This window comes from Bacillus sp. TL12 (genome assembly GCF_022625245.1).
Classification (GTDB): Bacteria; Bacillota; Bacilli; order Bacillales; family Bacillaceae_G; genus Bacillus_A.
The window spans coordinates 1-2,119 of sequence record NZ_JAJJBY010000127.1 but is presented as its reverse complement, the minus strand read 5'-3'; the positions used below and the strand labels follow the sequence as shown (position 1 = coordinate 2,119).

The 2,119-nt window shown below is 32.0% G+C and carries 4 protein-coding genes; 3 read left to right on the top strand and 1 reads right to left on the bottom strand.

The features are described from left to right. On the top strand, positions 1–100 hold a 100-nt coding region (locus tag LOK41_RS27915; protein ID WP_241818601.1), incomplete at its 5' end, for an ABC transporter permease. Positions 101–225: 125 nt separating this feature from the next. After that, entirely contained in the window at positions 226–900 is a 675-nt protein-coding gene (yknW, locus tag LOK41_RS27910; protein WP_241819344.1) for a YknW family membrane protein, read from the top strand. Positions 901–1,189: 289 nt separating this feature from the next. Here the strand turns inward: yknW and LOK41_RS27905 are convergent, their stop codons facing one another. Beyond that, on the bottom strand, positions 1,190–1,579 hold the full coding sequence (locus LOK41_RS27905; RefSeq protein ID WP_241819343.1) for a GntR family transcriptional regulator: 390 nt from the start codon (positions 1,577–1,579) through the stop codon (positions 1,190–1,192). Positions 1,580–1,710: 131 nt separating this feature from the next. Between LOK41_RS27905 and LOK41_RS27900 the strand changes: the two genes are divergently transcribed. Beyond that, the coding region (locus LOK41_RS27900; RefSeq protein ID WP_241819342.1) for an IS6 family transposase at positions 1,711–2,119 on the top strand (409 nt) is incomplete at its 3' end.

Genomic DNA, 2,119 nt, shown 5'->3' with positions numbered 1-2,119 from the left:
TGGCGTATTATTCTCTATGACGCTTGGTATTATCTTTGGATTAATTCCTGCAAACAAAGCAGCAAAATTGGATCCAATTGAAGCACTTCGTTATGAATAGGTTGCATGTATAGTAAAGATATTTTCTTTACTATACATGATTCTATTAGACGAAACGTTGGTTTGCGAGAGATGATGCGAATTGACTAATAGAACGTAGTATATGAAAACAAGGGGGCTATAAAAATGGAATTAAATGTTGATAAACAAGAGGTTATTGGAGAAAAACCATCGTTATTAGGAATGATTACATCTCCAAGTTTACAATTTGAAAGAATGAAGAATAGTAATGTCATTTGGAAAGGTTTTTGGCTATTAGCAATCTTAACGGGTATTGTATATCTAATTAATACATATGCGTATGTTCTGTCTCTAGAAGGTAAAAAAGCAAATGCAGAGTTAGGTTTAGATGTCCCTTTAAATTGGCAATTAGGGAGTGGATTTTTTACAGGAGCTATTGGTTTTATGATAGGGGCTTTTATTACTGCAGCTTTTTATAAAATATTAATGATGTTTATGAACAACGATACGTCTTATAGAAAATTATTAGCGATTTCTGTGTATGGAAGTATTATTACGACACTTGGTTTACTTATAAATAGTCTTTTGGCTATTACAATTGGAGGAACAGGGCAAGAAATGTATACAGGGCTGGGTTCTTTGTTTTCTTCATCTAATGATGTTTTACATGGTGTTATGAAATCATTTGAAATTTTTACAATTTGGTCATTAGTTATATCTGCATTAGGATTACATACTACAGCTGGATTAAGTAAAAAACAGGCCACAGTGGTTGTAATTATCTTCTTTATTTTATCATTAGTTCTTGGAGCACTTGGTGGTATGGTGCCAAAATTTTAAGTGTAGATGCTAGTGTTAAAAGGCTAGATATTTAAGTTTTTTTACCTTTTTCCAGTAGAAAATATCTTCCTTCAAAATGTGAAGGTGTGGAATCTCTCCATTGGCTGGGAGAAGATTGTTGATAAGTATAAATAAACATATTTAAAAGGATGTACCTTAATTAACATCTTACAAAAATAACACTAACAAGTATAAAGGGAACTGGAATGACCCAATGAAATAAGACAAGGAATAACAACCTCCGTATATTCATATTTAAATTAAATACGAATATACGGAGGTCTTTCTTTTATTCCTTGCTTGGTATTTCAAATTTCCCCATATCTAATGAGGATTGGAGAATTAAAAGAATCTCTTTTTCGGTGGCATTTAAATTTTTTATATCATTTATAAATTTATCAACCAACTCTTTTATCATTTTTGTACGAAGTTCTTTGATTTTTTCTTCTCTATTGGTTATATATCTTCCTATTCCTCTACGTGTCACAATAACCTCTTCTTTCTCTAACTCTTGGAATGTACGTTGAATCGTATTTTGATTTACTTCTAATTCATTAGCTAATGCACGTACAGTAGGAATTTTATCTCCTATTGCCAAACGACCGGTTGCGATTTCTATTTTAATAAATTCTATTAATTGAATATATATTGGTATATTAGGTGAAAAATCAATTCTCATTTCCTTACCCCTCAAAATTAATTTGTTAACTATATAATATACTGGTTCTGGTGCAAAGGTAAAATAGATTCTGTTGCAAAGTTTTCTAAATGAGGATACACTCTAGAAAAAAGAAGCCAGGAGAATCACAAATGCGATATTTTAAAGGAAAACAGTTCAAGAAAGATATTATTTTAGTAGCTGTCGGCTACTACTGTCGTTTTTCTTTAAGTTATCGAGATATATCTGAAATCCTGAAAGAACGTGGTATTTCATTTCACCCAACAACCATCATGCGCTGGGTTCATGAATATGGCAATCTCATCTATCAAATTTGGAAAGTGAAAAATAAATCTGCGCGCTTATCTTGGTATTTGGATGAGACTTATATCAAAGTTAAGGGAGAATGGCGTTATCTCTATCGTGCAATTAATAAAGATGGACACACATTGGATATTCAACTTCGTAAAAAACGGGATCATCAGGCTGCCTATACCTTCATGAAAAGATTAGTAAAACATTTTGGAGAACCTACGGTTCTCACTACAGACAAAGCGCCGA